Below are 22161 nucleotides of genomic sequence, written 5' to 3' on the forward strand. Positions count from 1 at the left end.
CCTAAGTACGCGTCGGGAGTCTGGTGACCCGGTGTCCGTTGTCCTTCAGGGGAGTCGTCACACACATGCATGAGCGTCCGAACCGCCCGACCAGCTCTTCGGCAGCGCATCCCGGTGGCCCTCCCTCCCGGGCTCTGCCCCTCCTGACCTCCCAGGCGGGCATCTACTACGCCCACCAGCTGGCGCCCCTCGGCACGGAGCTCAACACGGCCGACTGCGTGGAGATCGACGGGCCACTCGACGCGGACCTGTTCACCGAGGCGCTCGGGCGGGCCGTGGGCGAGGCGGACACACTGGCCGTACGGGTCTCCGAGGCCGACGGCACACCCGTGCAGCACGTCTCCCACCCCGAACCCGTGGTCCACCGCCTGGACCTGACGGAGGAACAGGCCGAGGCGTGGATGCGGGAGGACCTGGCCCGCCCGGTGGACCTCGCCTCCGCCGACGGGCTGATGACGCAGGCGCTGATCCGCGTCGGCGAGACCCGCCACTGGTGGTACCAGCGCGTCCACCACATAGCCGTCGACGCCTACGCGCTCTCGCTGATCGGACAGCGGGTCGCCGAGCTCTACTCGGCGGCCGTCGCCCAAGAGCCCGCGCCCGAGGGCCGGTTCGCCCCGCTGAGCGAGCTGACCGACGACGAGGCGGCGTATCTGTCCGGTGAGGAGTACGAGGCGGACCGTGCCTTCTGGGCGGAGCGGATGGCCGGGTACTCCCCCGAGGCCGCACCGGTCCGCGCCGATGGCCCGGCCGACGGCGGCCTCCTCCACCGGATCACCGATCTCCCCGCGAGCACCCTGGACCGGCTCTCCCGGGCGGCGCGCGCGGCGAAGGCCACCTGGGCCGAGCTCGTCGTCGCAGCCACCGCCGGACATCTGCACCGGCTCACCGGGACCGAGGACGTGGTGCTGGGACTGCCGCTGACCAACCGGCGCGGCCCGGCCGCCCTGCGCACCCCCGCCATGACGGTGAACGTGCTGCCGCTGCGGATCACCGTGCGCCCGCAGGACACGGGGGCCGAGCTGCTGCGCCGGGTGGTGCTGGAGATCCGGGCGGTCCGCCGCCACCAGCGCTACCCGCAGGCCGACCTCCGCCGCGATCTGGCGCTGGAGTCGGCGGACGCACCGCTGACCGGCCCGGTGGTCAACATCAAGGCCTTCGACACCGCCCTGGACTTCGCCGGACTCCCCGGCACCGTGCGCAACCTCGCGGCGGGCCCCGTGGAGAGCCTGGCGGTCGGCGCGGCGCCGGGACCGGACGGCGGGCTGCGCCTCACGTTGGACGCCAACCCCGCCGCGTACGGGGAGGCGGGGCTCGCCGCCCACGAGGAGACCTGGCTGCGGTATCTCGACGGGCTGGCCGAGCTGCTGCTCACGGAGCCGGACCGGCCCGTCGCCACGCTGGACCTGCTCAGCGACGACCAGGTGCGCGAGGCGGCGGCGGGCCGCACCGAGCCGGCCGTCGCCCTGACCGTCCCGCAGACGTTCTCCGCTCAGGCCGCGCTGACGCCCGGGGCCGTCGCCGTACGCTCCACCCTCGCGGGCACGTTCCGGGGCGCCGGGGCGACGGAGGGCGCTGAGGAGGCGGAAGGCTCCGGAAGCGCCGGGGCCGTCCTCACCTTCGCCGAGCTGGACGCCGCGTCCGACCGGCTGGCCCACCTCCTGGCCGGGGTCGGGGGCCGGGCGGAGAGCGGTGGCACGGTGGCGCTCGCCCTGCCCCGGACCGCCGACATGGTGGTGGCCCTGCTCGCCGTGCTCAAAGCGGGCCTGGTCTGCCAGCCGCTGGACCTCGGCCACCCCGCCGCCCGGACGCTGGCCGTCCTGGAGGACGCCCGGCCGCTCTGCGTCATCGGCACGGCGACGACGCTGGCCGCGTTGCCGCCGCACGGCCTCGCCACCGTCGCACTCGACGAACCCGCGACGGCCGACGCCCTCGCCGCCTGCCCCGACGGGCCGCTCCCCACCGGACCCTCCCTCGGTGAGCCCGCCTATCTCATCCACACCTCCGGTTCCACCGGGCGCCCCAAGGGCGTCCTCGTCAGCCATGCCTCGCTGGCCAATCTCGGCGCGGGCCACCTCGCCGACCACATCGCCCCGGCCGTCGCCCGCACCGGCCGGGAGCGGCTCCGGGTCGCACACAGCGCCTCGTTCGCCTTCGACGCCTCCTGGGACCCGCTGCTGTGGATGGTCCACGGCCATGAGCTGCATCTGCTGGACGACGCCGCCTACCGGGACCCCGCGGTCCTGTCCGCGTACGTCGACAGCCACCGTGTCGACTATCTCGACGTCACCCCTTCCTACGCCGAAGCGCTCATCGCCGAAGGCCTGCTGGACGAGGGGCGCCACCACCCCGCCCATGTCGTCGTCGGCGGCGAGACCGTGCCCCCGGCCCTGTGGGAGCGGCTGACCGCCACCGAGGGCGTGCACCCGGTCAACCTCTACGGGCCGACCGAGACGACCGTCGACGCCTACTACTGGCTCCCCGGGGTCTCCGCCGAGCTGCCCGAGGGCAGACCCGTGCGGGGATCGCGGGTCCATGTCCTGGACTCCTCCCTGCGTCCCGTGCCCGCCGGGGTGACCGGTGAGCTGTACGTCGCCGGGCCCTGCCTGGCCCTGGGCTACCTCGGCCGCCCCGACCTGACGGCCGAGCGGTTCGTCGCCGACCCGTTCGGTGAGCTGCACGGCACCCCCGGGGGCCGGATGTACCGCACCGGGGACCTGGTGCGCCGCCGCGAGGACCACACGCTGGAGTTCCTGGGCCGCAGCGACGACCAGGTGAAGATCCGCGGCTTCCGCATCGAACTCGGGGAGATCCAAGCACGGCTGGCCGCCCACCCCCAGGTCGCGGCGGCCGCCGTCATCGCCCGGGAGACCGGTCACGGCAAGCGCCTCCTCGCCTACGCCGTCCCGGAGAAGGGCGACACGGCGCCCCCCACCCCCAACGCCCTCCGGGACCACCTGGCCGCCGCCCTGCCCGAGCACATGGTCCCCGCGACCGTGACGCTGCTGGACGCCCTCCCCCGTACCGCCAACGACAAGCTGGACCACCGAGCGCTGCCCGACCCCGAACCACTCGCCCCCGCCATCGGGGCGGAGGTCGTCGGTGAGAGCGGCCCGCACACCGAGATCGTGCGGGGGCTCTACGCCGACGTGCTCGGTATCGCGGAGCCCCCGGCCGCCGAGGCGGGCTTCCTCGACCTCGGCGGGCACTCCCTGCTCGCCGCCCGGCTGGCCGCCCGCGTCCGCGAGCACTTCGGCGTCCCGTTCTCCATCGCCGACGTCTTCCGCCACTCCACCGCGGCCGCCATCGCCGCGCAGGTCCGCACCCGCAGCGGCGCGGCCACCGCGTCCGTACCGCTCTCCCCGCTCCCCCGCACCGGTCCCCTCCCTCTCTCTCCGGCCCAGCAGCGCCTCTGGTTCCTCCACCGCCTCGAAGGCCCCAGCCCGACCTACAACATCCCGCTCGTCCTCAGCGTCAACGGCCCCCTCGACCGGGACGCGCTCCAGCTCGCCCTGCACGATCTGGTGGACCGTCACGAGACACTGAGAACGGTATATCCGCCCACTGACAACGCCTCCGGGGCCGCCGGGGACGACACCCCTCACCAGGTCATTCTTCCTCCGGGCCATGAGGCGGCCCGTCCGGTGCTGCGTCTCGCGGAGCCCGGCAGCGACCTCACCGAGGCCGTGCGGTACTGCTTCGACCTGGCCGCCGAGCCGCCCCTGCGCACGGTCCTGTTCAGCGACTCCCCGGACCACCACACCCTGCTCCTCCTGCTCCACCACATCGCGGGCGACGGCGCGTCCACCACTCCGCTGGCCCGCGACCTGGCCACGGCCTACACCGCCCGCCTCGCCGGCCGCGCCCCCGAGTTCACGCCCCTCACCGGCCAGTACGTCGACCACGCCGCCCGGCTCCAGGAGGTCCTGGGCACCCCCGCCGAGCCGACCGCGCTCGCCGAGACCCAGCTCGCCCACTGGCGCGAGGCGCTGGCCGGGCTGCCGGACCAGCTGGAGCTGCCCACCGACCGGCCCCGCCCGCCCGTCGCCACCTCGGCCGGTGACACCGTGCCGTTCGCCCTGGACGCGGCCACCCACGAGGCGCTGCGCCGGCTGGCCCGGTCGCACGGCGCGACGGTCTTCATGACCGTGCAGGCGGGCCTCGCCGCCCTCCTCACCCGGCACGGCTGCGGCACCGACATCCCGCTCGGCACCCCCGTGGCCGGCCGCGACGACGACACCACGGCCGGGCTCGTCGGCTTCTTCACCAACACCGTGGTCCTGCGCACCGACACCTCCGGCGACCCCGGCTTCGGCGCTCTGCTGGACCGGGTGCGGGCGACGACGCTCGCCGCGTACGAGCACGACGCTCTGCCCTTCGACCACCTGGTCGAGGCGCTGAACCCGCCGCGCTCGCTGGCCCGGCACCCGCTGTTCCAGGTGATGCTGGCCTGGCAGTCGATCGCGGACGGGCCCGCAGCCTTCGGTCCGGACGCCACCGCGCGGCTCGCCGCCGTACCGTCGGGCACCGCCAAGTTCGACCTGACCCTCAACGCGGGCGAGCTGGCCGACGGGGGGATCGCCGGGTTCCTGGAGTTCCGCACGGACCTCTTCGACCGGGCCACCGCCCAGGCCCTCGCGGACCGGCTGGCCCGGCTGCTGACCGCTGCGGCCAGGGAGCCCGAGACCCCCGTGGGTCTGCTGCCCGTGCTCGGTGCGGACGAGGTGCACCGCGCCCTGGTCGAGGCCAACGGCGTGCCCGCCGACCGCCCGGTGCCGCTCACGCTCGCGGAGGTCTACGAGGTGGCGGCGCGCCGTCACCCGGAGCGCGTGGCCGTGAGCTGTGCGGGCGAGTCACTGACGTACGCCCGGCTCTCCTCCCGTGCGCAGTCGTTGGCGCGGCTGCTCGCGGCCCGGGGCATCGGACCCGGCTCCATCGTGGCGCTCGCGCTGCCGCGTTCGCTGGACCTGGTCGCCGGGCTGCTCGCGGTGTCGCTGTCGGGCGCCGCGTATCTGCCGATGGACCCGGACTACCCGGCGGACCGGCTGGCGTACATGCTGGAGGACGCCCGTCCGGCCGCGCTGATCACGGACGCGGCGACGGCGGACCGGCTGCCCGCGCACGAGCTGCCGCTGATCACGGTGGACGAGGCGGCGGATCACCCGGACGGGCCGCTGAGCCAGTCCGACCGGACGCGGCCGCTGAGTCCGCAGGACCCGGCGTACGTCATCTACACCTCGGGATCCACCGGGCGTCCCAAGGGAGTTGTCGTCACGCAGCACAATGTGACGCGGCTGATGACGGCGACCGAGCACTGGTTCGCGTTCGGTCCGGACGACGTGTGGACGCTGTTCCACTCCTACGCCTTCGACTTCTCGGTGTGGGAGCTGTGGGGCGCGCTGCTGTACGGCGGCAAGGTCGTCGTCGTCCCGCATCTGACGAGCCGTGACCCGCAGGCTTTCCTGCGGCTGTTGGCCGACGAGCAGGTGACCGTTCTCAACCAGACGCCGTCCGCGTTCTACCAGCTGGCCGCCGCCGACCGGGAGGCCCCGGGGCACAACCTGGCGCTGCGGTATGTGGTGTTCGGCGGTGAGGCGCTGGAGCTCGGGCGGCTGGCGGACTGGTACACCCGCCACGGCGAGAACGCGCCGACGCTGGTCAACATGTACGGCATCACCGAGACCACGGTCCATGTCTCCTATCTGGCGCTGGACCGGGCGACGGCCGCCTCCGCCGTCTCCAGCACCATCGGGGTCAACATCCCCGACCTGCGCGTCTATGTGCTGGACGACCGGCTCCAGCCGGTGCCGCCCGGGGTGACCGGCGAGATGTACGTCGCCGGTCAGGGTGTGGCCCTCGGCTATCTGGGGCGGCCCGACCTGACGGCGGGGCGTTTCGTCGCCGACCCGTTCGCCCATCTCTTCGGGGAGAGCGGGACCCGGATGTACCGCTCGGGTGACCTCGCCCGGCGGCGTACCGACGGGGCTCTCGAATACTTCGGGCGTGGCGACCAGCAGGTGAAGATCCGCGGGTTCCGTATCGAACTCGGCGAGATCGAGGCCGTGTTGGCGGCGCATCCGGAGGTCGCCGATGTGGCGGTCGTCGTGCGTGAGGATGTGCCCGGCGACAAGCGGCTGGTCGGGTACGTGGTTCCGGCGCCCGGCGCCGACCCGGTCCCGGGGGAACTGCGCGAGCATGCCGCCGCCACGCTGCCGGTGCACATGGTGCCCTCGGCCGTGGTGGTGCTGGACCGGCTGCCGCTGACCGGCAACGGCAAGCTGGACCGCAAGGCGCTGCCCGCGCCGGGCGCTCCGGTGAGCGGTGGGGGGCGGGCGCCACGCACCGTGCGCGAGGAGCAGCTCTGCTCCATCTTCGCGGAGGTGCTGGGGCTGCCGTCGGCCGGGGTGGAGGACAACTTCTTCGACCTGGGCGGCCATTCGCTGCTCGCGGTGCGCCTGGCGGGGCGGATCAAGTCCGCGTTCGGCATCGAGGTGTCGATCGGCACGGTCTTCCAGGCGCCGACGCCCGCCGCGCTGGACACGGCGCTGGACGTCTCGCGCGAGGAGGACCCGCTGGATGTGCTGCTGCCGCTGCGGCCCGCCCGCGCCGGCGACCGCTCCCCCGTCCACTGTGTGCACCCGGCCGGCGGTCTGAGCTGGTGCTACGCGGGGCTGATCCGGCACCTCCCGGCCGATGTGCCGATCTACGGGCTCCAGGCCCAGGGCGTCGGTGAGGCGACGGCGCACGAGCCGTTGCCGACCACGCTGGAGGAGCTGGCCGCCCACTACGCCTCCCGCATCCGCGAGGTCCAGCCGGAGGGGCCCTACCGGCTGCTCGGCTGGTCGACCGGCGGCATCATCGCCCACGCGATCGCGGCGGTCCTCCAAGAGGGGGGCCACGAGGTCGAGTTGCTGGCGATCCTCGACGCGTACCCCGCCGAGGGCTTCCGCGGTCTGCCGGTGCCCGACCGGGCCGAGGCGCTCGAATCGCTGCTCACCATGGGCGGTTACGGCCCCGAGAGCCTCGGCGACAAGGAGCTGACGACGGCGAACGTGGTGGAGGTCCTGCGCCGCGAGGGCTCACCGCTCGCCGCGCTCTCCGCCGCGAAGATCGAGGCGCTCGGCGAGGTGTACCTCAACACCAACGACCTCGTACGGGCCTACGACCACCGGGTGTTCGAGGGCGATGTGCTGTTCTTCCGGGCCACGGTGGACACCATCGACGACACCCTGACGCCCGAGACCTGGACGCCGTACGTGAGCGGGCGCATCGACAACACGAACGTCGCCTGCTCGCACAAGGACATGACCCTGCCCGAACCGATCGCGCACATCGCCCGCGTGGTCGCCGACCGACTCACCGAGCTGGAGAAGTGACACCGATGAGTGACGCACCCGCCAACCCCTTCGATACGGACGGGGAGTTCCTCGTCCTGACCAACGACGAGGGGCAGCACTCGCTGTGGCCGCTCTTCGCTCCGGTGCCCGTGGGCTGGTCGACGGCTCACGGCCCGTGCGCCCGCCAGGAGGCGCTGGACCGGATCGGCGCCCATTGGTCCGGCCCCCTCGCCGCCCGGTGAGCGGGCTGCTGATCCGGCCACGGATACGTCCCCGGGTCGCCGTCGTCCTCGTCTACACGGCCGCGATGTGCATGAACGGCCTGGACTCGACGATCGTGAACCCCGCGCTCTACACCATCGCGGGTGACTTCGGCCGCCCTCTGTCCGCTGCCAACACCGTCGAGACGGCCTTCCTGGTGGCGCTCGCGGTGGGGCTGCCGGTGGCGGGGTGGCTGGGCGACCGGTTCGGGACGAAGCGGGTGTTCCTCGGCGCGCTGACCGCGTTCACTCTCGCCTCGGCGGTCTGCGGTCTGGCGCCGGACCTGAACACGCTGGTGGTCGCGCGGGCCGTACAGGGCCTGGCGGGCGGGCTGTTGACGCCGGTCGGGATGACGCTGCTGTTCCGGGCGTTCCCGCCGCACGAGCGGATGAAGCTGGCCAAGGTGCTGATCGTGCCGACAGCTCTGATGCCCGCGCTCGGTCCGCCGCTGGGCGGCCTGCTCACCGAACACCTCTCCTGGCACTGGCTGTTCTTCGTCAACGTGCCGATCGGTACGGCGGCGGTGCTGCTGGGCGTCTTCGGCCTGCGCGAGCATGTCGAGGGCCCGGAAGGGAAGTTCGACACGGTCGGCTTCTGGCTGGCCACTCCGGCGCTGGGTCTGCTGACGTACGCGCTCGGCTTCGGCCCCTCGCAGGGCTGGACCCGGCCCGCCGTCGCCGTCAGCGCGGCCCTGGGCTCCGTCCTGCTGGTGGCGGCGGTGCTGCACCAGGTGCGGGCGAAGACGCCGTTGCTGAAGCTGCGGCTGCTCGCCGACCGGGTCTACGGGTCGGCGTCCGCGCTGGCCGGGGTCACGGCGGCCGGGCTGATGGGCGTGCTGTTCGTCTTTCCGCTGCTCTACCAGGCGAGCCTGGGCGCGTCGGCGCTTGATGCCGGGCTGAGCGTCTTCCCGGAGGCGGTGGGGCTGATGCTGGCCTCGCAGGTGGTGGACCGGCTGCTGCCCCGGCTCGGTCCCCGGCTGCTGACCGTGCCGGCGCTGCTGGTCGCGGCGGCGGTCTTCGCGACCCTGGCGGTCCCGGGTGTGGCGGAGAACGCGTGGAGCGTGCGCGGGCTGATGTTCCTGATCGGTCTGGTGCTGGGTACGGCGGTGCTCACCGTGCAGATCTCCGGGTTCGAGTCGATCGGGCCCGCGGACATGGGCCAGGCGATGGGCCTGTTCCAGATCGTCCGCACGCTCGGCGGGGCGCTGGGCATCGCCGCCTGTGCGGCGGTGATCGGGGGCGGCCACGTGACGGAGGCCGCCGCCGACCCCGGCCCGTACCGTACGGCGGTGTGGGTGACGGCGGCGCTTGTGGCGGCCGGGGCGCTGATCGCGCTGCGGCTGCCGCGTCAGGCTCCGCAGCCGCCGCCCTTCGGCGACGAGGACGCGCCGCCGCCGGGCGAAGGCCTGGCGGCGGACGAGGCTCCGGCCGTCAAGGGCTGAGAGCGCGAGGCCCTAGGGCTGAGAGCGCGAGGTCCTAGGGCTGAGCGGGCACGGCTCCTCAGGGGCCGAGCAGGCACGGCGAAGGGGCGGGGCGGCATCCGGAGGGGGGATGCCGCCCCGCCCCTTTGTGATGCGCCAGGGGGCGGGGACGCGCTACGGGCCCAGTAGCCCCGCCAGCCCGTCCGCAAGGCCTCCGCGCCAACAGGCGTAGTCGTGGCCGCCGTTGAACTCCCGGTAGCGCACGTCGTATCCGCGGGCCCGCAGGATGTTCCGGAAGCGGCGGTTCTCCTCCAGCAGCATCCACTCCTGCCGGCCGACCTCCAGGTGGAGGGTGACCGGCCTGCGTTCCGCCCACGCGTACTGGCCGGTGAGCCATTCGCCGTCGCGGTCGTCGTCGGGCCACCAGAAGGAGCCGGACTGGGAGAGGGCGAGGCCGAAGCGGTCGGGCCGCCGGAAGGCGGCGAAGGCGGCGGTGAGACCGCCCGCGCTCTGGCCCGCGACGACCGTACGGGCCGCGTCGGCCCCGGCCCCGTACTCCTGCTCGGTCCAGGGCAGCAGGGTGTCGGCGAGCCAGTCGACGAACGGGGCGCTGCACGCGAGGTCCTGCATGCGGCGGCCCATGGTGTCGACCAGGACCGCGACGGTGGGCGGGAGTTCGCCGTCGGCGTGCAGGTTGTCGAAGATGTCGCCGACGCCGAGGACCGGCCCCCACATCTCGCCGTCCAGGAGCACGGCGAGCGCGTACGGGCCGCCGCCCCGGCGGTGTCCCGGCGGGAGGTGGACCGTGATCCGGCGGCCGTCCACCTCGGTGTCGACGGTCTCGCCCCGGGCCACGTCGTCGCGGCGCCGGGTGCGTGACTGGTCGGGGGCTTCGGGGAGTTCGAGTACGGAGGCGGGGTTGCGGCCGTCGCGGGAGGGCAGCGGGGCCTCGGTGTTGAGCGGGTCGGGCTCCGCGTGGTCGAGGACCCGGAGCCAGGCGGGGCGGTCGGCGCGCAGGGCGTCCTCGCGGGTGCCGCAGGTGGCATGGAACTGGTACGAGGCGCGGTGGTCGGTGCGCAGCCGGTGGCTGATGGCCCAGACCCCGGTGCCCTCGACCCGTTCCATCAGGTGCGGGGCGAGGTCTCCGGCGTGCCGGTCCTTGTCGGTGACCGTGTGGACCAGGGCCAGGACGTGGGTGGCGGGGCGGGCCGGGTCCTCGCGGCGGACGAAGGTGACCAGGCGGTGGCCGGGGTCGCCCTCGGGGTCGGGTTCGACGAGGGGGGCGCCGGTGGCGGCCACGTACTGCCAGAACGCCTCCTCGGCGCCGGGCTTGCCCGCCCGTACAGCCTCAAGGAGCGTACGCAGCAGGGGGCTTCGCACGGCTGTCACCTCGGTTCGGGTCGCTCCCGCAGGCGGGGCGGGCGGGTTGTGGCGGGGAGGGTAGGTCATGTGCGGGCCGCCTTTCAGACGCGGGTGGCGGCGGAGCGGCCGAGGAGGACCCAGAGCAGGAACGGGCCGCCGAGGACGGTGGTGACGATGCCGACGGGGAGTTCGACGCCGTCGAAGACGATCCGGCCGAGGGTGTCGGCGGCGACGACGAGGACGGCGCCGGTGAGCATCGATCCGACCAGCGGGACCCGCAGGGGGCCGGCGAGCCGGGAGGCGATGACGGGTGAGGCGAGCGCCACGAAGCCGACCGGTCCGCAGATGCCGACCGCGAGACCCGCGAGGCCGACGGCGAGCAGCAGGGCCAGGGCGCGGAACCGGCCGGGGGCGGAGCCGAGGGAGGAGGCGGTGGCGTCGTCGAAGCGCAGGACGCCCAGGTGGCGGGCGACGGCGAGGCTCATGGGGACCAGGACCGCGAGGCCGATGAGGACGGGTACGGCGACGGAGTAGCTGCGCCCGTTGAGGCTGCCGGAGGTCCATACGTACAGCGAGCCGGCGGAGCTCAGGGACCGGCGGGACAGGACGACCTGGGTGATGGCGGAGGCCAGGGCGGACATGGCGAGGCCGACGACGAGGACGCGGTAGCCGCGCTGGCCGAGGCCGCCGGAGACGGTGGTCACGACGATGACGGCGACCAGGGCGCCGATCGGTCCGGCCCACCAGGCGCCGAACGTTCCGGTGGCGCTGAGGGTGACGGAGAGCAGGACGGCGGCGGTGGCCCCGTCGTTGACACCGAGGAGTTCGGGAGTGGCGAGGCGGTTGCGGGCCAGGGTCTGGGTGAGGCAGCCCGCGAGGCCGAGGGCCGCGCCCGCCGTGAGTCCGGCGACGATGCGGCCGAGACGGAAGTTCTGGACGAGCAGGACGTCGAAGCGGTCGCCCTGGCCGAGGACCGCGCGGGAGGTGCGGGCGACTCCCATGTCGCTCTGGCCCGCGTAGGCGGAGAGGACGACGGCGAGCAGGAGGGCCGCGGCGAGCGCGATGGCGGCGAGGGCGGCACGCCGGGTGACCAGCAGGGAGACCGGGCCGCGGCGGACGACGAGGGTGTCGGGCGGCCGGACGCGTACGGCCTTGGGCGTACGGGACTTGGGGCGCGGCAGGGTGAGCTTGAAGCGGCGCGGGCGGTCGGGCGCGCGCTCCTCGGTGGCCGGTTCCGTCATGCCCATCGACGCCAGCTGCTTGGAGCGGACGATGGCGATGAGGACGGGGGCGCCGATGAGGGCCACGATCACGGAGACGGGGGCCTCGAAGGGCCGGGAGACCACGCGGGCGGCCACGTCCGAGATCGCCAGGACGCAGGCGCCGATGAGTCCGGCGAGCAGCAGGCGGGCGGCCAGCCGGGTGCCCGCGATGGCGCGCGCGAGGAATCCGGCGAGGAGGCCGAGGAAGGAGATGGGCCCGGCGAGCGCGACGGCGGAGGCGGTGAGGAGGGTGACGCCGACGGCGACGACCGTACGGATGACGGGCGGCCGGTGGCCGAGGCTGCGGGCCAGGTCGTCGCCGAGCGCGAGGGCGGAGAGCGGGCGGGCGACCAGCAGGGCGACGAGGAAGCCGACGGCGAGGACGGGGGCCAGGCGGCCGAGTTCGCCGAAGCCCTCGACCCCGGCGAGGGAGCCGAGGACCCAGAAGCGGAACCGGTCGTAGGTCTCGGCGGAGTTGACAACGATGACGCTGGTGAGCCCGCCGAAGGTGGCGCCGAGCGCCGCACCGGCGAGCACCAGCCGCATGGGAGAGCCGCCGCCGCGCCGTCCGGAGATGAGGAGGACCAGACCGCTGGCGACCACCGCGCCGACGAACGCGCAGACCAGGTAGGCGTAACCGGAATCGAAGCCGAGCAGCGCGATGCCCGCGACGACACCGAGGGAGGCGCCCGCGTTGACGCCGAGCAGACCGGTCTCGGCGAGCGGATTGCGGGTGACCGCCTGGAGGAGGCACCCGGCCACACCGAGGGCGGCGCCGACGAGCAGCGCGGTGAGGGTGCGCGGGAGACGCAGGTCGCCGACGACGAGGGCGAGGCGGGCGTTGTCACGGGCCCCGTCCCGGTTGAGCAGATAGTCGACCACTCCGCCGGCGCCGACCTCGCCCGCGCCGATGGAGAGGGAGAGGCCGCTGAGCAGCAGGACGGCGGCGGTGAGACCGGCGACGGCGAGCGCCACGGTGCGGCCGCCCTTCGAGGGCGCGCCCGAGGCCGCCTCCGTACCCGGGGATATCTCCGTACCGGGTACGGGACCGGGTCTGGAGCCGGATTCCTCCGCTGCGGCGGGCGGTCTCGTCACCCTCCGTTCGCTCTCCCCTCCGTCCAACTGGGCGGTCGAGGAGTCATGTTCGGGGGCCGAGGCCGTGGTCCCCGTGCGCGGCGTTTGCATAAGGTGAGGCTAACCTAACCGCATATCGACGGCTCAACACCCTTCTGGGCGGTCGAATCAATTTAGGTTACCCTTACCTAACAAGCAGGGGGAGGTAGTGTCATGCCTGAGCACATACCGGGCAGAAGTGGCGAGTTCGAGGGCCGCACGGCCCTGGTGACCGGCGCCGGACAAGGCATCGGAGCCGCTGTCGCCGAACTGCTCGCCGACCTCGGCGCCCAGGTCGCCGCCACCGACCGCGCGAGCCACAGCATCGAGGCGCTGGCCGCCGACTGGCCCCGACGGCAGGAGAAACTGCCGGCGGGCGAGCGCTCCGCGGGCCGCCTGGAACAGTATGTGATGGACGTCACCGACCGCGTCGCCGTGGAGAACACCGTGGCCCGCGTCGAACGCGAACTGGGCCCGGTGGACATCCTGGTGAACGTCGCGGGCATCCTCCGTACCGGCCCGGCGACCACGCTCTCCGCGCAGGACTGGGCGGACACCTTCGCGGTGAACACCACCGGTGTCTTCCAGGTCTCCCAGGCCGTCGCCCCCCTGATGGCAGCCCGGAAGACCGGCTGCATCGTCACCGTCGGCTCCAACGCCGCCGGGATCCCGCGCACCGGCATGGCCGCCTACGCCGCGTCCAAGGCCGCCGCCGCCATGTTCACCAGGTGTCTGGGCCTCGAACTCGCCCGCAGCGGCGTACGCTGCAACGTCGTCGCCCCCGGCTCCACCGACACCGCCATGCAGCGGGCGCTGTGGACCGACCCGGGCGCCGAGGCGCGGGTGATCGACGGCGACCCGTCGACGTACCGCACCGGCATTCCGCTCGGCCGGATCGCCCAACCCGCCGACATCGCCGACGCGGTGGCGTTCCTCGCCTCGGACCGCGCGCGCCACATCACGCTCCAGGAGCTGTACGTCGACGGCGGCGCGACCCTGCGCTGACCGGCGGCCCCGCACGTTCCCTCCGCAACCCTTCACCTTCCCAGCCAGCCCCCCGCACCCGCACGCGCTGACGGGACCATCGAGAATGGAGTCCCCGTGTCGACGGCATCCCAGGTCGCCACGCACGTCCCCCCGGCCGATCCGGCCCACCCCGCCGTAGGAGCGGCCACCTCGCTCCTGGACGCCTACGCACCGGGCGACCACTTCCTCGCGACGCCCGGGCGCACCCTGCTCGCACGCGGAGCGGGACGCCAAGTCCCGCACGACGAGAGACCCTTGACCGAGCGGGTGAACACCACCCTGGCCGAGGCCGTCGCCGCCGGACAGGAGGCGCCCGTGGTGATCGGCGCCATCCCGTTCGACCACACGGCACCGGCCGCACTCGCCGTCCCGGCCTCGGTGCGCACCGCCGCGCCGCTCGCCTCGGACCCGCTCATCGCCCTGCCCGCCGGGCCCTCCGCCACCGCCGACTGGCAGATCCGGCCGGTACCCGCGCCCGAGGTGTACGGGGAGGGCGTCGCCGCAGCCGTGGCCCGCATGTGGCGCGGCGAGTTCAGCAAGGTGGTACTGGCCCGCACCCTGGAACTCACCTCCGGCGCCCCGCTGGACCTGCCCGCGATGCTCCAGCGCCTGGCCCGCCGCGACCCCTCCGGCTACACCTTCGCGCTGCCGACCGGCCCCGCGAGCACCCTGATCGGCGCCAGCCCCGAGCTGCTCGTCTCCCGCCACGGCGACCAGGTCGTGGCCAACCCGCTCGCCGGGTCCACCCCGCGCAGCGACGACCTCGCCGAGGACGTCCGCCGCGCCGCGACACTGCTGGAGTCCGTCAAGGACCTCCACGAGCACGCCGTCGTCGTGGACGCCGTCCACCAGGCGCTCGCCCCGCACTGCACCGGGATGACCGTCCCGGCCCGGCCGACGCTGATCCGTACCGCCACCATGTGGCACCTGTCCACCACGGTCACCGGCACCCTCACCTCCCCCGGCACCTCGGCGCTGGACCTGGCGATGGCGCTGCACCCGACGCCCGCCGTGTGCGGCACGCCGACGCAGACGGCCCGTCAGGTCATCGCGGAGACCGAGCCGTTCGACCGCGGCTTCTTCACCGGTGTCGTCGGGTGGGGGAACGCCGACGGCGACGGGGAATGGGTCGTCACCATCCGCTGCGCCGAGGCCGAGGAGCGCACGCTGCGCCTCTACGCGGGCGCGGGCATCGTCGCCGCCTCCGAGCCCGAGGCGGAGACCGCCGAGACCGGCGCCAAGTTCCGCACCTTCCTGAGCGCCGTGGGAGCCGAGCTGTGAGTGGTACGCAAGCCGCTCCCACCTGGCCCGCCGAGTTCGCCGAGAGGTACCGGGCGGCCGGCTGGTGGCGCGGGGAGACCTTCGGCGAGATGCTGCGGCAGCGCGCGGAGGAGCACCCGGACCGGATCGCGATCGTCGACCCGGTGGCCGGGAGCCGGTGGAGCTACGCCGATCTCGACCGGCGCGCCGACCGGCTGGCCGCGGGCTTCCTCGCCCGGGGCATCGCCAAGGGCGACAACGTGGTGGTCCAACTCCCCAACATCGCCGAGTTCTTCGAGGTGATCTTCGCGCTGTTCCGGATCGGCGCGCTGCCCGTCTTCGCGCTGCCCGCCCACCGCGAGACCGAAATCGCCTACTTCTGCGAGTTCACCGAGGCGGTCGCCTATGTCGTCGCGGCCGAGCACGGCGGCTACGACTACCGGGAGCTGGCGGCGAAGACCCGCGCCCAAGTGCCCACGCTGAAGCATGTGTTCGTCGCCCAAGGCGACCCGGGCGAGTTCGAGGCGCTGGCCGAGGTGGCCGAGGAGCCGGTCGGCTACGGCGGGCCGCGCCCGGACGACCTGGCCTTCCTCCAGCTCTCCGGCGGCAGCACCGGCGTACCGAAACTGATCCCGCGCACCCACGACGACTACATCTACTCGCTGTGGGGCTCCAACGAGATCTGCGGGGTCGACGAGAACAGCGTCTACCTGGTCGCGCTGCCCGCCGCCCACAACTTCCCGCTCTCCTCCCCCGGTTCGCTCGGCACGCTGTACGCCGGCGGGCGCGTGGTGCTGTGCCCGCAGCCCTCCCCCGAGGTGGCCTTCCCGCTCATCGAGAGCGAGGGCGTGACCATCACCGGGCTGGTGCCGCCGCTGGCCCTGCTGTGGACCGAGGCCGCGCCCGGCTCCGCGCACGACCTCAGCACTCTGGACGTACTGCTCGTGGGCGGCGCCAAGTTCAGCGAGGAGGCGGCGCGCCGGGTGCGTCCCGCGCTCGGCTGCACGCTCCAGCAGGTGTTCGGGATGGCGGAGGGGCTGGTCAACTACACGCGGCTGGACGACCCGGTGGAGACCATCGTCACCACGCAGGGCCGCCCCATCTCCCCGGACGACGAGATCCTGGTCGTCGACGACGAGGACCGCGAGGTGGCGCCGGGCGGGACGGGCCACCTGCTGACCCGGGGCCCGTACACGATCCGCGGCTACTGGAACGCACCCGAGCACAACGCCCGTTCCTTCACCGAGGACGGCTTCTACCGCACCGGCGACGTCGTCCGGGTGACGGAGAGCGGGCACATCGTCGTGGAGGGGCGCGCCAAGGACCAGATCAACCGGGGCGGTGAGAAGGTCGCCGCCGAGGAGGTGGAGAACCACATCCTCGCCCACCCGGCCGTGCACGACGCCAACGTGGTGGCCGAGCCGGACCCGTATCTGGGTGAACGCGTCTGCGCGTATGTGATCCTGCGCTCGGGCGCCGGCCCGCTGAAGGCCGTGGCGATCAAACGCTTCGTACGCGAACGGGGCCTGGCCGCCTACAAGGTGCCGGACCGGGTCGAGTTCGTGGACGCGTTCCCGCAGACCGGGGTCGGCAAGGTCTCCAAGAAGGACCTGCGCAACGCGGCCGCCCGCACCGCCGTCCCCGCCCCCTGACGCCTCCTCCGCACATCCCCGCACCTCTCGAACGGAACCCTCTCCACCATGGCCCTGCCCGCCATCACCCCCTACCCCATGCCGGCCGCCGACGAGCTGCCCGCCAACCGGGTCGACTGGACCGTCGACCCGGCGCGCGCGGTGCTGCTCGTCCACGACCTCCAGAACTACTTCCTGTCGGCGTACGACCGGCAGGCCGCGCCCGTGCCCGAACTCCTCGCGCATGTCGCCGAGTTGAAGAAGGAGGCGGCGCGCCTGGGCGTGCCGGTCCTCTACACCGCGCAGCCCGGCGGCCAGAGCGCCGAGGAGCGCGGGCTCCAGCAGGACTTCTGGGGCCCCGGCCTGCCCGCCGACGAGCACGCGGCCGCCATCGCGGACGAGGTCGCGCCCGACGACGGCGACACCGTCCTCACCAAGTGGAAGTACAGCGGCTTCGTCCGCACCGATCTGCTGGAGCGGCTGCGCGAACAGGGCCGGGACCAGATCGTCATCACCGGTGTCTACGCCCACATCGGCGTCCTGATGACCGCGTGCGACGCCTGGATGCAGGACATCCAGGCGTTCGTGGTGGCCGACGCGGTGGCGGACTTCTCCGCCGACGACCACGCGATGGCGCTGCGCTGGGCGGCCGGGAAGTGCGCCGTCGTCACCACCGCCCGAGCCGTCTTCGAAGGGAAGTGACCACTGTGGCCCTGACGCTCGAACGGCTGCGTGCCGATGTCGCCGACATCCTCGGCGAGGAGCCGGAGGAGATCCCCCTCGACGAGAACCTCGTCGACTACGGACTCGACTCCGTCCGTCTGATGTCCCTGGCGGCGGCCTGGCGCCGCGACCACGGCATCGAGGTGGCCTTCGCCGACCTCGCCGAGAAGCCGGCCCTGGAGGCCTGGGCGCCGCTGCTCGGCGTGACCGGCTGAGCGGACGGCGGTAGTAGACAGCCTTCCGGCAGTTTCTCCGGCGGCTCTTCCGAGGGCGGTGCGGACCCGGCAGTACCGGGTCCGCACCGCCCTCGACGCATGTCCCCGTCGAGCCGTGCTACAGTGCGATGAGCACACGTGGATGCCCCTTCGTCGGGCACCGGTGCTGATTCTCTCTCCATCGCTGTTGCGCCCGTCGTCATCCGACCGGCGATCCAGCTTCTCTCCCAGCGTTCTCCGCTGTCTCTCCTTCCGGCTGCCGGGCTTCCGTGCCCCGGTGCGGGCGTGACGATGCCGCCCCTCCGTACGCCGGTCCCTGATGCGCCATGTCCGCGAAAGGACCCCTCCCATGACCACCACACTCGAACGCCCCGTCGTACGTGAGCCGCGCCCTGTCCGGGCCGCCGGGCTCCTCGACACCACCACGGGCGGCCACGGCCTGCTCCGCGTCCAGGGCGGCCACCCCTCCCCCGGCGACATCCAGGTGTCGCCCGCACTGATCCGCCGGTACGGCCTGCGCAAGGGCGACGCGGTGGAAGGAAGCTGCGAGCGGCCGCGCGTCCTCGCCACCGTCGACCGCGTCAACGGCCTCGCGCCGCAGACCCTGGCCGGCCGCGCCCACTTCCGCGACCTCACCCCCGTCCACCCGACCGAGCGGCTGCGGCTGGAGACGGAGAAGGGCGGCCCCGCGCCCCGGATCGTCGATCTGGTCTCCCCCGTCGGCAAGGGCCAGCGCGGTCTGCTCGTCGCACCGCCCAGGACCGGCAAGACGGTCCTCCTCCAGCAGTTCGCCGCCGCCGTCGCCACCAACCACCCCGAGTGCCATCTGATGGTGGTCCTCCTGGACGAACGCCCCGAGGAGGTCACCGACATGCGCCGCTCGGTGCGCGGCGAGGTGTACGCCTCCACCTTCGACCGGCCCGCGAAGGAGCACATCGCCCTCGCCGACCTGGCCGTGGAGCGCGCCAAGCGCCTCGTGGAGCAGGGCCGGGACGTGGTGATCCTGCTGGACTCCCTGACCCGGCTGTGCCGCGCCCACAACAACGCGGCCGGATCGGGCGGCCGCACGCTGAGCGGCGGTGTCGACGCGGCGGCCCTGGCCGGTCCCAAGAAGCTGTTCGGGGCGGCGCGCTCCGCCGAGGAGGGCGGCTCGCTGACCATCCTGGCGACGGCACTCGTCGAGACGGGCTCCCGCGCCGACGAGTTCTTCTTCGAGGAGCTGAAGGGGACCGGCAACATGGAGCTGCGGCTGGACCGCTCGCTCGCCGACCGGCGGGTCTTCCCGGCCGTCGACATCGCCCGCTCGGGCACCCGCCGCGAGGAGCTGCTGACGGACGCCGCCGAGCTGACCACCGTACGGGCGCTGCGCCGCGCCCTGCACGCCCGGGACGGTCACGGCGCCCTGGAGGCGCTGCTGGACAAGGTCCGCCGCACCCCGGACAACGCGACGTTCCTGCGCCAGGTGCAGCCCGCGGTGCCGGGCGCCTGAGAGGCCCTCGCCCGTCCGGCCGGGCGCGCCCTCGTCCGTCCTGCCGGGGGGCGCCCTCGTCCGTCCGGCCGCACACCTGCGAGGGCCGGTCCCGCCGCATGTGCGGGATCGGCCCTCGTACGCGTACGTGAAGAAGCTCAGGCGCTGCCCAGCGCCTCCGAGACCAGGGCGCGCGCCTCCTCCTGGACCTGGCCGAGGTGTTCGGGGCCCTGGAAGCTCTCCGCGTACACCTTGTAGACGTCCTCCGTGCCCGAAGGGCGGGCGGCGAACCAGGCGCTGTCGGTGCAGACCTTGAGGCCGCCGATCGCCGCTCCGTTGCCGGGTGCCTCGGTGAGGACGGCGGTGATGCGCTCGCCCGCCAGGGTGTCGGCCTTCACCTGCTGCGGGGAGAGCCGGGCCAGGACCGCCTTCTCCTCGCGGGTGGCGGGCGCGTCCACGCGGGCGTACGCCGGGTCGCCGAAGCGGGCGGTGAGCTGGGCGTACCGCTGGGACGGGGTGGAGCCGGTGACGGCGGTGATCTCCGAGGCGAGCAGGGCCAGCAGGATGCCGTCCTTGTCCGTGGTCCAGACCCGGCCGTCGCGCCGCAGGAACGAGGCGCCGGCCGACTCCTCGCCGCCGAAGCCGAGGCTGCCGTCGTACAGCCCGTCGACGAACCACTTGAAGCCGACCGGGACCTCCACCAGGGTGCGGCCGAGGTCATGGGCGACCCGGTCGATCATCGAGGAGGAGACCAGCGTCTTGCCGATGCCCGTTCCGGCGGGCCAGCCCTCGCGGTGGGTGTAGAGGTAGTCGATGGCGGTGGCCAGATAGTGGTTGGGGTTCATCAGACCGCCGTCGGGGGTGACGATGCCGTGCCGGTCGGCGTCGGCGTCATTTCCGGTGGCGATGGCGTACGCGTCGCGCTGTTCGATCAGCGAGGCCATGGCGTGCGGGGACGAGCAGTCCATGCGGATCTTGCCGTCCCAGTCCAGCGTCATGAACCGCCAGGTGGGGTCGGCGAGCGGGTTGACCACCGTGAGGTCGATCCGGTGCCGCTCCGCGATGCGCCCCCAGTACGCGACGGAGGCGCCGCCCAGCGGGTCGGCGCCGATCCGGATGCCCGCGTCCCGTACGGCGTCCAGGTCGAGGGCGGAGGGCAGGTCGTCGACGTACGTGGTCAGGAAGTCGTACCGGGCCGTGGTGTCGGCGGCCAGCGCGCGGGCGTACGGGATGCGGCGGACCTCTCCGAGCCCGGCCTCGATCAGGGCGTTGGCCCGGTCCTGGATCCAGGAGGTGGCGTCCGAGGCGGCCGGTCCGCCGTTGGGCGGGTTGTACTTGAAGCCGCCGTCGGCGGGCGGGTTGTGCGACGGGGTGACCACGATGCCGTCGGCCAGGTGCTCGGTGCGCCCGTGGTTGTACGTGAGGATGGCGTGCGAGACGGCGGGCGTCGGGGTGTAGCCGTCGTCGCTGTCGATGAGGGCGGTGACGCCGTTGGCGGCCAGCACCTCCAGCGCGGTGACCCGGGCGGGCTCGGACAGGGCGTGGGTGTCGGCACCCAGGAAAAGCGGCCCGTCGGTGCCCTGGCGGGCCCGGTAGTCGCAGATCGCCTGGGTGGTCGCGGCGATGTGGTCGTCGTTGAACGCCGCCGCCAGGGCGGAGCCCCGGTGGCCGGAGGTGCCGAAGGCCACCCGCTGGGCGGGCTCGGCCGGGTCGGGGTGGAGGGCGTAATAGGCCGTCACCAGCCGTGCCACGTCGACCAGGTCCGCTGACTGCGCCGGCTGCCCGGCCCGTGCGTGCACCATCGGGTCTCCTCTTGCCTCTTCGTCATCACCGGCCCGGGGGAACGGGCCGCCGTCCCGGGGCGGACGATCACCCCGATCCGTACCCGATTCTGTCCCCTTGCCCCGCATCGGTGCGTGACGGGTTCACGCCGTCCTCGCCGCGCGCCCCGAACCGGACGCCACCGCGCCCCCGGTCCACGGCGGGACCGGGGGGCGCGGCACGCTCGGCTCAGCGGCCCTGGAGCGCCTTCACGTTGTCGCCGAAGGTCCAGCCCTTGGAACCGTCCCAGTTCAGGGACCAGGTCATCAGCCCCTTGAGGGAGCCGTTGTAGTGGTTCCAGGCCTGGGAGACGAGTGAGGGGGACATATGGCCGCCGCCCGCGCCGGGCTGGGCGGGGAGGCCGGGGACCTGCTTGTCGTAGGGGACCTTGATGGTGGTGCCCTGGATGACGAGCCCCCGGTTCAGGCAGTCCGTCTGGGCGGTGAACCCGGCGACCGTACCGGCGGAGTACGAGTCGCCGGAGCAGCCGTACATGCTGCCGTTGTAGTACTGCATGTTCAGCCACCAGAGCCGGCCGTTGTCCGCGTACTTCTTGATGATGGGCAGGTACGCGCCCCAGATGGAGCCGTAGACCACGCTGCCCCCGGTGACGTACGCCGTCTCAGGAGCCATGGTGAGGCCGAAGTTCGACGGCATGGCGGCCAGGACGCCTTCGATGATGCGGATGAGGTTGGCCTGCGACGCGGAGAGCTGGTTGATGTTGCCACTGCTGGTGAGGCCGGTCTCGATGTCGATGTCGATGCCGTCGAAGTTGTACTTCTTCAGGATCGGGACGACGGTCGCCACGAACCGGTCGGCGACCGTGCTGGAGCTGAGGTCGATCCCGGCGGTCGCCCCGCCGATGGACATCAGGAGCGTGAGTCCGGAGGCCTTGGCCTGACACATCTCCGCCGGGGTGGCGACCTTGACGGTGTTGTCCATGCCGTCCTCCCACAGGACGGTGCCGTCGGAGCGGATGACGGGGAAGGCCGCGTTGACGACGTTGTAGCCGTGCTGGGTGATACGGGAGTCGGTGATCGGGATCCAGCCGAGCGGCGGGTGCACGCCGTTGGCGGCGCCGTCCCAGTTCTCCCAGTACCCCTGGAGCACCTTGCCGGTCGGCTTCGACTTGACCGCACAGGTCTCGGCGGCGGCACCTCGGGAGTCGGCGGTCTGCGGCGGGGCGGCTCCGACCAGCATCGGTACGGCGAGCGCCGCGGCCAGGCCGAGGCCCAGCAGCCGTGATGTACGGCCCATGATCC

General features: G+C 73.3%; 13 protein-coding genes. 9 read left to right on the forward strand and 4 right to left on the reverse strand.

Translation table 11 applies throughout. The features are described from left to right. Window positions 1–65 precede the first annotated feature (65 nt). From GTY67_RS00870 to GTY67_RS00880, 3 genes are read left to right on the forward strand one after another with little or no spacing between them, the layout of a single operon-like run. Window positions 66–7376: a non-ribosomal peptide synthetase gene (locus tag GTY67_RS00870; RefSeq protein ID WP_161277425.1), complete on the forward strand. Its 7311-nt coding sequence runs from the start codon at window positions 66–68 to the stop codon at window positions 7374–7376. Window positions 7377–7381: 5 nt separating this feature from the next. Continuing rightward, the gene (locus GTY67_RS00875; RefSeq protein ID WP_161277426.1) at window positions 7382–7579 is read left to right on the forward strand and encodes an MbtH family protein; all 198 of its coding nucleotides are present in this window, start codon (window positions 7382–7384) and stop codon (window positions 7577–7579) included. Beyond that, complete coding sequence (locus tag GTY67_RS00880; protein ID WP_161277427.1) at window positions 7576–9039, forward strand: DHA2 family efflux MFS transporter permease subunit; 1464 nt, start codon at window positions 7576–7578, stop codon at window positions 9037–9039. The genes GTY67_RS00875 and GTY67_RS00880 overlap by 4 nt, the downstream gene beginning before the upstream one ends. A gap of 153 nt (window positions 9040–9192) precedes the next feature. Here the strand turns inward: GTY67_RS00880 and fes are convergent, their stop codons facing one another. Both fes and fhuB read right to left on the reverse strand, forming a co-directional pair. Continuing rightward, window positions 9193–10467 carry an enterochelin esterase gene (fes, locus tag GTY67_RS00885; RefSeq protein ID WP_161277428.1) on the reverse strand — a complete coding sequence of 425 codons (1275 nt, stop codon included), beginning with the start codon at window positions 10465–10467 and terminating at the stop codon, window positions 9193–9195. A 14-nt stretch (window positions 10468–10481) separates the two neighbouring features. Then, window positions 10482–12827 (reverse strand): Fe(3+)-hydroxamate ABC transporter permease FhuB, encoded by a 2346-nt coding sequence (fhuB, locus tag GTY67_RS00890; protein WP_202461279.1) that lies wholly within the window; start codon window positions 12825–12827, stop codon window positions 10482–10484. Window positions 12828–12929: 102 nt separating this feature from the next. On the opposite strand from fhuB, the gene GTY67_RS00895 reads away from it, so the two are divergent. From GTY67_RS00895 to rho, 6 genes are all read left to right on the forward strand, one after another. Further along, window positions 12930–13760 (forward strand): 2,3-dihydro-2,3-dihydroxybenzoate dehydrogenase, encoded by an 831-nt coding sequence (locus tag GTY67_RS00895; RefSeq protein ID WP_161277429.1) that lies wholly within the window; start codon window positions 12930–12932, stop codon window positions 13758–13760. 96 nt (window positions 13761–13856) lie between these two features. Beyond that, a complete protein-coding gene (gene dhbC / locus GTY67_RS00900) occupies window positions 13857–15062 on the forward strand; it encodes an isochorismate synthase DhbC (RefSeq protein WP_161277430.1) in 1206 nt (401 codons plus the stop codon). Continuing rightward, window positions 15059–16693, forward strand: a complete 1635-nt coding sequence (locus GTY67_RS00905; RefSeq protein ID WP_093694341.1) for a (2,3-dihydroxybenzoyl)adenylate synthase — start codon at window positions 15059–15061, stop codon at window positions 16691–16693. The genes dhbC and GTY67_RS00905 overlap by 4 nt, the downstream gene beginning before the upstream one ends. Window positions 16694–16741: 48 nt before the next feature. Beyond that, window positions 16742–17374, forward strand: a complete 633-nt coding sequence (locus tag GTY67_RS00910; RefSeq protein ID WP_093694340.1) for an isochorismatase family protein — start codon at window positions 16742–16744, stop codon at window positions 17372–17374. Between the two features lie 5 nt (window positions 17375–17379). After that, a complete protein-coding gene (locus GTY67_RS00915; protein ID WP_343238629.1) occupies window positions 17380–17610 on the forward strand; it encodes a phosphopantetheine-binding protein in 231 nt (76 codons plus the stop codon). Window positions 17611–17959: 349 nt separating this feature from the next. Further along, entirely contained in the window at window positions 17960–19099 is a 1140-nt protein-coding gene (rho, locus tag GTY67_RS00920; RefSeq protein ID WP_237502533.1) for a transcription termination factor Rho, read from the forward strand. Window positions 19100–19236: 137 nt separating this feature from the next. Here the strand turns inward: rho and pgm are convergent, their stop codons facing one another. Both pgm and GTY67_RS00930 read right to left on the reverse strand, forming a co-directional pair. Then, window positions 19237–20880 carry a phosphoglucomutase (alpha-D-glucose-1,6-bisphosphate-dependent) gene (gene pgm / locus GTY67_RS00925; protein WP_161277433.1) on the reverse strand — a complete coding sequence of 548 codons (1644 nt, stop codon included), beginning with the start codon at window positions 20878–20880 and terminating at the stop codon, window positions 19237–19239. Between the two features lie 208 nt (window positions 20881–21088). Beyond that, window positions 21089–22156, reverse strand: coding sequence for a chitinase (locus tag GTY67_RS00930; RefSeq protein WP_161277434.1), 1068 nt, complete (start codon window positions 22154–22156; stop codon window positions 21089–21091). Window positions 22157–22161 lie beyond the last annotated feature (5 nt).

Origin of the sequence: Streptomyces sp. SID8374 (assembly GCF_009865135.1) — a bacterium.
Lineage (GTDB): Bacteria > Actinomycetota > Actinomycetes > Streptomycetales > Streptomycetaceae > Streptomyces.

Coding starts and splice junctions, on each gene's coding strand:
- GTY67_RS00870 (WP_161277425.1), top strand. CDS start 66: ATGCATGAGCGTCCGAACCGCCCGACCAGCTCTTCGGCAGCGCATCCC.
- GTY67_RS00875 (WP_161277426.1), top strand. CDS start 7,382: ATGAGTGACGCACCCGCCAACCCCTTCGATACGGACGGGGAGTTCCTC.
- fes (WP_161277428.1), bottom strand. CDS start 10,467: ATGACCTACCCTCCCCGCCACAACCCGCCCGCCCCGCCTGCGGGAGCG.
- fhuB (WP_202461279.1), bottom strand. CDS start 12,827: ATGCAAACGCCGCGCACGGGGACCACGGCCTCGGCCCCCGAACATGAC.
- GTY67_RS00895 (WP_161277429.1), top strand. CDS start 12,930: ATGCCTGAGCACATACCGGGCAGAAGTGGCGAGTTCGAGGGCCGCACG.
- GTY67_RS00910 (WP_093694340.1), top strand. CDS start 16,742: ATGGCCCTGCCCGCCATCACCCCCTACCCCATGCCGGCCGCCGACGAG.
- rho (WP_237502533.1), top strand. CDS start 17,960: ATGACCACCACACTCGAACGCCCCGTCGTACGTGAGCCGCGCCCTGTC.
- pgm (WP_161277433.1), bottom strand. CDS start 20,880: ATGGTGCACGCACGGGCCGGGCAGCCGGCGCAGTCAGCGGACCTGGTC.
- GTY67_RS00930 (WP_161277434.1), bottom strand. CDS start 22,156: ATGGGCCGTACATCACGGCTGCTGGGCCTCGGCCTGGCCGCGGCGCTC.